Source organism: Ameyamaea chiangmaiensis, from assembly GCF_013376175.1.
In the GTDB taxonomy this organism is placed as follows: Bacteria; Pseudomonadota; Alphaproteobacteria; order Acetobacterales; family Acetobacteraceae; genus Ameyamaea; species Ameyamaea chiangmaiensis.
In genome coordinates this window covers 1-7,446 of the sequence record NZ_JABXXR010000131.1, presented here as the reverse complement: position 1 = coordinate 7,446, position 7,446 = coordinate 1, and the positions used below count along the sequence as shown (strand labels likewise).

8 protein-coding genes are annotated in these 7,446 nt (G+C 69.0%); 4 read left to right on the top strand and 4 right to left on the bottom strand.

Translation table 11 applies throughout. The annotated features are described in order from the left end of the window. A partial coding sequence (locus tag HUK82_RS17560; protein WP_176614355.1) for an aminotransferase class I/II-fold pyridoxal phosphate-dependent enzyme occupies positions 1-735 on the bottom strand: 735 nt, incomplete at its 3' end. 51 nt (positions 736-786) lie between these two features. Between HUK82_RS17560 and cbiB the strand changes: the two genes are divergently transcribed. From cbiB to HUK82_RS12920, 3 genes are read left to right on the top strand one after another with little or no spacing between them, the layout of a single operon-like run. Continuing rightward, a complete protein-coding gene (cbiB, locus tag HUK82_RS12930) occupies positions 787-1,785 on the top strand; it encodes an adenosylcobinamide-phosphate synthase CbiB (RefSeq protein WP_176614354.1) in 999 nt (332 codons plus the stop codon). Further along, complete coding sequence (gene bluB / locus HUK82_RS12925) at positions 1,782-2,411, top strand: 5,6-dimethylbenzimidazole synthase (protein ID WP_176614353.1); 630 nt, start codon at positions 1,782-1,784, stop codon at positions 2,409-2,411. The genes cbiB and bluB overlap by 4 nt, the downstream gene beginning before the upstream one ends. A gap of 58 nt (positions 2,412-2,469) precedes the next feature. Then, positions 2,470-3,069 (top strand): YceI family protein, encoded by a 600-nt coding sequence (locus HUK82_RS12920; RefSeq protein WP_306308919.1) that lies wholly within the window; start codon positions 2,470-2,472, stop codon positions 3,067-3,069. Here the strand turns inward: HUK82_RS12920 and HUK82_RS12915 are convergent. Genes HUK82_RS12915 through HUK82_RS12905 form a run of 3 tightly spaced genes read right to left on the bottom strand, consistent with a single transcriptional unit; the run spans position 3,066 to position 6,513 of the window. Continuing rightward, the gene (locus HUK82_RS12915; protein ID WP_246495729.1) at positions 3,066-4,589 is read right to left on the bottom strand and encodes a cobyric acid synthase; all 1,524 of its coding nucleotides are present in this window, start codon (positions 4,587-4,589) and stop codon (positions 3,066-3,068) included. The genes HUK82_RS12920 and HUK82_RS12915 overlap by 4 nt on opposite strands. Further along, positions 4,589-5,191: a cob(I)yrinic acid a,c-diamide adenosyltransferase gene (gene cobO, locus HUK82_RS12910; RefSeq protein ID WP_176614351.1), complete on the bottom strand. Its 603-nt coding sequence runs from the start codon at positions 5,189-5,191 to the stop codon at positions 4,589-4,591. The genes HUK82_RS12915 and cobO overlap by 1 nt, the downstream gene beginning before the upstream one ends. Next, positions 5,188-6,513, bottom strand: a complete 1,326-nt coding sequence (locus tag HUK82_RS12905; RefSeq protein WP_176614350.1) for a cobyrinate a,c-diamide synthase — start codon at positions 6,511-6,513, stop codon at positions 5,188-5,190. The genes cobO and HUK82_RS12905 overlap by 4 nt, the downstream gene beginning before the upstream one ends. Before the next feature lie 47 nt (positions 6,514-6,560). Between HUK82_RS12905 and HUK82_RS12900 the strand changes: the two genes are divergently transcribed. Next, positions 6,561-7,446: cobalt-precorrin-5B (C(1))-methyltransferase (locus HUK82_RS12900; protein ID WP_176614349.1), on the top strand; the 886-nt coding region annotated here is incomplete at its 3' end.

Here is a 7,446-nt window from a genome sequence, read left to right as displayed (position 1 = left end):
CGCCTGTGTTCCGGCCGCCAGCGCCACCGTGCCGACCGGCCACGCCCCCATCACCGCGCGCACCCGTTCGGCGACCGCTACCTCCGCCAGCATGAACCCCAGACGCATCCCCGCCAGCCCGTAGCTCTTGCCGAACGAGCGCAGCACGACCAGACCCGACCGAGCCACATGGGGCGCGATGCTGTCCGACGCAAAATCCGCATAGGCCTCGTCCACCACCAGCCGCCCGCCCGTCCGCGCGCAGTGGGCCGCAAGCGAGAGCAGGTCGGCCACCGGCACGACGCGGCCGTCGGGATTGTTGGGTGAACAGACGACCACCGTGCCGCCGGCCGGGGCCGACCACAGGGCCGGGACATCGCGGACACGCGCGATGGGCGCACCCGCCAGACGCCAGGCCTGTTCATGGCCGCCATAGGTCGGCGACAGTATAGTGACATGCGGCGCGGGCAGCACCCACGGGATCAGCCCCATCAGCAATTGCGTCCCAGACCCCGCTACCACACAACGGGAATCGGACACGCCGTAGGCATGGACCGCCGCGTCCACGAGCGCCCTTTCCGCGTCCGCCTGCGGCAACGCATGAAAGGCATCGGCGTCCGGCATCGTGAACGGATAGGCCACCGGACCGATCCCCGTGGACAGATCGACGAACGGACGCGGCGCGTCGGGGAAGTCCCGCATGACCGCGACCACTTGGCCACCGTGCTCGATGCCTCCCGCTACGGGCACGGTCATGCTAGGACAGCGCACCGGCGCGGGGCTCGTCCCGACCGGGGTGATGGGACCATGACCGTTTCCTTCTCTTCCTGCTCTCTTCCCGTCGCCGCTCTCGGCGCGGCCACCGATGCGCTGTTCGGCTATCCGGCATGGCTGTTTGCCCGCATCGGCCACCCGGTGACGTGGATCGGTGCCATGATCGCCCAGGCCGACACACGGTTCAACCGCACCCGCGACAGTGCGCGCATACGCCGTCTGGCCGGCGCCGTGACGCTGGTGGTCCTTCTGGCGGTCTGGGTCGCCTTTGCCTGGGCAGTCTCGGCGGTGATCCTGACCACCCTGCGCGGGATCGGGGTGGCCGTTCTGGGCCTGTTGACCGGAACGCTGATCGCCCAACGCTCGCTGGAGGCGCATGTGCGCGCGGTGCGCGACGGATTGAACGACGGCGGTCTGGACGGCGGTCGCGCGGCGGTGGCCCACATTGTCGGTCGCAATCCCGCGACGCTGGACGAAGCCGGCGTCGTGCGCGCCGCCATCGAAAGTCTGGCGGAGAACTTTTCCGACGGCGTGGTCGCGCCCCTGTTCTGGGCCTCGTTCGCCGGTCTGCCGGGGGCGGTGGGCTACAAGGTCGCCAACACCGCCGACAGCATGATCGGACACCGCACAACACGCCACGACGCGTTCGGCTGGGCGGCGGCGCGATTCGACGATCTGGTGAACCTGCCCGCGTCCCGGCTGTCCGCGCTGTGGATCACCCTAGCGGCCGCCCTGACGAGCGGTGCGTCCGCGCGCGGCGCCGTTCGTACCGTCTGGCGCGATGCGTCCCGCCACCGTTCGCCCAATGCCGGCTGGCCGGAGGCCGCCATGGCGGGGGCTCTGGGCGTGCGGCTGGCCGGCCCGCGCATCTATGGCGCGACACGCGTGGACGACCACTGGATGGGGGAGGGTCGCGCCGACGCGACAACGGACGATCTGACACGCGCGCTGATGCTGTACCGGCGCGCCTGTGTGTGTCAGGGCGTTGTGCTCGCCGTCGTAGTCATCACGATGAAGGCCCTCCGCCGATGACGGCTCTGCCCCCGGACGACCCGTCCTGCCTCGACACGCTGCTTCGCTGGCGCCGCGACGTACGGCATTTCAGGCCTGACCCACTGCCGCCGGAGACGCTCGATGCCCTGCTGGCCAGCGCGTGTCTGGCGCCCTCGGTCGGCCTGTCGGAGCCATGGCGCTTTTGTCAGGTGACATCCGCTGCCCGACGCCGGGCCATCCGCGACGAATTCGAACGCTGCAACGCGATCGCCACGGCGGGCCGGGGCGTTGACCGCAACGACTATGCGCGCCTCAAGCTCGCGGGCCTCGATCAGGCACCCCACCATGTCGCGGTGTTTTCCGAACGCGACCCGGCGCAGGGACGCGGGCTGGGGCGCATGACGATGCCGGAGACGACGGTGTGGTCGACGATGATGGCCATCCATACTTTCTGGCTGGCGGCGACGGCCCGCGGTGTCGGTGTCGGCTGGGTGTCGATCCTCGATCCCGCGCGGGTCGCCGCCTGCCTTGACGCGCCTCTGGCGTGGGAGTTTGTTGCCTATCTGTGCGTGGGGCGCCCGCTGGAGAGGGCCGACACCCCGGAACTGGAACGCCGGGGATGGGAACGCCGCCGACCAGAGACCGCGCGCTGGCACGTGATATAGGGCCCTTCCCGCACGGCCGGCTTCGCCGTCATTGTGGCCTTGGTGAGAGATGGAGGATGTGCGTGTGCGTAAACGGTGGACGGGACTCGTATCGACGCTCTGCGCACTGGCGCTGTTGGCCGCCCACCCCTCGCGCTCCTGGGCCGAGACCCAGAGCCTGACGCTGACGCCGGCCAACACGCACGCGACGCTGCACGCGACATCCGCGCTCAGCAGTGTCGACGGCGCGTTCGGCGAGCTGCATGGGACACTTGTCTACGACCTGTCAAAACAGACATGCCACGTCGACCTGACGATGAATGTGTCGACCCTGCATGTCGGCAGCGCGTTGCTACGCGGCGTGATGCTCTCCGGCCTGATGCTGGACGAGGACGATCATCCGACCATGCACTACACCGGCAGCTGCACACCACGTATCCACAATGGCCAGTTGCAGACACAGCTTGTCGGCAAGCTGACCATGCGCGGTCAGACGCATCCGCTGGCCTTCACCACCGTCATGCAGTTCACCGGCAACACGCTGACCAGCATCACCAGCACCGCCCGCTTCGATCAACGGACATGGGGGATGAGCACATTGCTGCACACGGTGGATCCGATGGTGACGACGCAGACCATCATCACCTTCCCGCCGCTGGGGTCCAGGACGCCCGGTTAGGTACCTGTTCCCCGAGAGCCGGCCGTGGACGAACCGACACCCGCCGCACGGTCCCGCACAGGTCGCGCCAACGCCACGAGCGCGTCCAGGTCAACATGCGCCTCCAGATGGTCCGCCAGCGCGTCCAGCGCCGCCTCGACACGCTCATCATGGTCGGTGCCATCGCATACGACACCGCCGACTCTTTTCAAAAGAGACGACCGGGCAGACCCTTTTCCGAACACCCCGTGCAGGTATGTGCCCGCAACCCGCCCGTTCGCCGCGACGGCGCCCTCCGGCCGCCCTTCGATCCACGCGAACGGCCGGGACGTGTCCGCGCCCGTCGTACGCCCCATGTGAATTTCGTAGCCTGAGACAGGCACGTTATCGGGCCACAACGTCCCGGTCATGGTCGTGAGGCACTTGTCGCCGCCCAGCACCGTATCGACCTGCAACAGCCCCAGACCGTCCACCGCTCCCGGCGGTCCCTCGATACCGTCGGGATCGGCGATGTGCGTGCCCAGCATCTGATACCCGCCGCAGATGCCCAGCACATGCCCCCCGCGCCGCACATGCGCGGCCAGATCGATGTCCCACCCCTGTTCGCGCAAAAACATCAGGTCAGCGATTGTGCTTTTCGATCCGGGCAGGATCACCAGATCGGCAACCGGCAACGCCTCCCCGGCAACGACCAGACGCAGCGACACGCCCGGCTCCGACCGCAGGGGGTCGAGATCGTCGAAATTCGCAATCATCGGCATCAGGGGGACGACCACGACCATGTCCCGCGCCCCGGGCGGCCCGGCGGACTGGTCGCACAGGTCGGCGGCGTCCTCCGCCGGCAACGCAGACACGGCCGCGCAGTGAGGCACCAGACCCAGCGGCTGCCATCCGGTATGGCGCGCGATCAGACGCATCCCCTCGGCAAACAGCGTCGGATCGCCGCGCATGCGGTTGACGACGAACCCTTTGATGCGCGCGCGATCGGCATCGTCGAGCACACGCGCGGTGCCCACCAGACTGGCGATCACCCCGCCCCGGTCGATATCGCCCACCAGCACCACGTCCACATCCGCAGCCTGCGCGAAACCCATGTTCGCAATGTCGCCCGACCGCAGATTGACCTCGGACGCCGATCCCGCACCCTCCACCAACACCAGGTCGGCCTGATCGCACAACGTTCCGAAAGCGGACAGTACGTCGGGCATCAGTCCGGGCTTGATCGCCTGATAATCGCGCGCGCGCACCGTCCCGCGCGCACGGCCCCGCACGACAAGCTGCGCCCCGACCTCGCTTTGCGGCTTGAGCAGAACCGGATTCATGTCGACCACCGGAACCGTGCGGCACGCCAGCGCCTGAAGCGCCTGTGCGCGCCCGATCTCGCCCCCATCCGCGGTGACCGCCGCATTGTTGGACATATTCTGGGGCTTGAACGGCCGCACCGTCAGGCCCCGTCGCGTAAACGCGCGCGCCAGCCCGGCGACCAGCGTGGATTTCCCCACGCTCGAACCCGTCCCCTGCAGCATCAGCGCGCGGGCCATCAGAACTCGATGCCCTGTTGGGACTTCACACCGTTTTTAAAATGGTGCTTCACCAGCGCCATTTCGGTGACCAGATCGGCGGCCTCCACCAGTTCCGGCCGCGCGTTGCGCCCCGTCACCACGACATGCTGCATCGCCGGGCGCGACGCCAGGTCAAGCAGCACCCTATCCAGCGGCAGGTAGTCGTAGCGCAGGGCGATGTTCAACTCGTCCAACACGACAAGCGCCACGTCCGGATCCGCAAGCGCCGACCGCGCGACCGCCCACGCGGCCTCGCACGCGGCGACATCGCGCGCGCGGTCCTGCGTCTCCCACGTAAAGCCCTCGCCCATCGTGTGCCACGCCAGCCGATCGTCGAAACGCGCCAGCGCATCGCGCTCGCCGGTCTGCCACGCGCCTTTGATGAACTGCACCACCACGACACGACGACCGTGACCCAGCATCCGCAGCGCCAGTCCGAACGCAGCGGTGGATTTGCCCTTGCCGGGCCCGGTATGGACCATCAGAAGGCCCTTCTCCACCGTCTTGGACGCGACCTCGCGGTCCTGCACGTCCTTGCGCTTGCGCATCTTCTCCCGGTGGTGCTCCGCATCGTCGCTCATGCAACACTCTCCTGTGTATGGCGGGCCATAACGTGAAAGAACGAACCGGACACATGGCCCCGCCGTCCTCCGGCGGTCCCCAGCGACTGTCCCATGCCGTCGCGCAAGGCGGCCAGCGGAGCATCGGAGCCCGCATCGGTCACCCGCGCGTAGTGAAATTCGTGCCCCCGCAGAACCGATCCCGCCGTCCCCAGCACGCCATCGGCCAGCAGCGTCGCCTCCCGATAGCCGAGCGACATACGACGTTTCGCGTAACTTGTGACATGGTCGAGTACGGTGCACATCGGGTGAGTCACGCCTTGCGCGTCTTCCAGGCCACGTCCCAGCACCATGAAACCGCCGCACTCCCCATGCACCGGACGGGTCATCGCGAAACGCGCGACCCCATCGCGGAATCGTGTCGCGGCCGACAGCGCGGCGGCATGCAGTTCGGGATAGCCGCCCGGCAACCAGCAACACGTGGCGGTGTCGTCGGGCGCTTCGTCCGCCAGAGGTGAAAACGACAGCAACTCCGCCCCGGCCCGGCGCCAGCCCTGCGCCAGATGGCCATAGAAAAAAGAGAAGGCCGCATCGTCGGCAACCGCGATCCGTTGCCCCGGCGGCGGCATCGCGCACGGATGGTGCGTTCCCGCTGACACCCACCCCGCAGCCGCCAGAAGCGCGTCCAGATCAATGCCGCCCTCGATCAGGCCGCCAAGACGGGCAAACAACGCCGACAGCCCGTCCTGCTCGCGCGCCTGCACCAGCCCCAAATGACGTTCCGGCAGATGCAGCAGATCGTCGCGCATCAGCGCGCCAAACACGGGCAGCCCGGCAGCCCGGATCGCCCCCTCGGCCATGCTGCGATGCCGGGCGGATGCGACGCGATTGAGAATGACGCCCGCCACCCGCACGCGCGTGTCCAGCGTGGCAAAACCGTGCGCGATGGCCGCCGCCGACTGCCCCTGTCCCGAAACGTCGAGAACCAGGACCACTGGCAGCGCGAACCGCGCCGCCACGTCGGAGGGCGCACCCCGGGCGCCATCCGGACCGGCGAGGCCGTCGAACAGGCCCATCGCCGATTCGACGACCAGAACCTCCGCCCCGCTGGCCGCCTCCGCCACCATCGTGTCGAGCAACGCCGGCGGCATCACCCAGCTGTCGAGGTTGAGGCTGGGCCGCCCGGTTGCGGCCTCGTGAAACGCGGGGTCGATATAGTCCGGCCCGGTCTTGGCCGCGCGCACCGCCACCCCGCGTGCCCGCAGCGCGGCCAAGAGGCCCAGCGTCACCGTGGTCTTGCCGCCCCCCGAACGCGGGGCGGCGATCATGAAGGCGCGCGTCATGACGCGCCCCCGTCGCATTTCCCGCGAAATCGCCTATTCTGTGTGCGATGAAGCAGGCATCGTCCCCCTTGCGGCGCGGCTGGACCACCGGCAGTTGCGCAACCGCCGCCGCCAAGGCGGCCTGGGCCGCCCTGCACGGGCGCGGCTTTCCCGACCCGGTGACGATCACACTTCCCGGTGGACAGACTCCCGGCTTCGCCCTTGCCGACCATGGCCAGACGGACACCGGCGCCTGGGCGGCCGTGATCAAGGACGCTGGCGACGATCCGGACGTGACGCACGGCGCCCTGATCCGCGCCGACCTCGCCCCCCTTCCGCCCGGCAGCGGCATCGTGTTCCGGGCAGGCGAAGGTGTCGGCCACGTCACGCGCCCCGGACTGCCGCTTCCGCCCGGAGAGCCGGCGATCAACCCGGTGCCACGCCGCATGATCGACGCCGCCCTGCGCGACATCACGCCGCAGGGGGCGGACGTCGCCGTCACCCTGTCGATCCCGGGCGGCGAAGCGCTGGCGCGCCGCACGCTGAACGCACGGCTGGGCGTGATCGGCGGACTGTCGATCCTGGGCACCACCGGAATCGTGGTGCCGTTCTCGTGCAGCGCATGGATCGACAGCATCCATCGCGGCATCGACGTGGCGCGCGCCACCGGGCTCGAACATGTAGTAGCCTCGACCGGCAACGTGTCCGAACGCGCCGCGCAGGCGCTGCTGGGCGTGCCGGAGACGGCGCTGATCGAGATGGGGGACTTTGCCGGCGGTGTGCTGAAATATCTGCGCGCCCATCCGGTCGCGCGGCTGACCATCGCGGGCGGTCCGGCCAAGATGGCCAAGCTGGCGCAGGGGCGGCTCGATCTGCACTCCAGACGCGGCAGCGTGGACAGCGCCGCGCTGGGCACCCTGGCGCGCGAGAGTGGCCTGCCCCAACCCCGTTGCG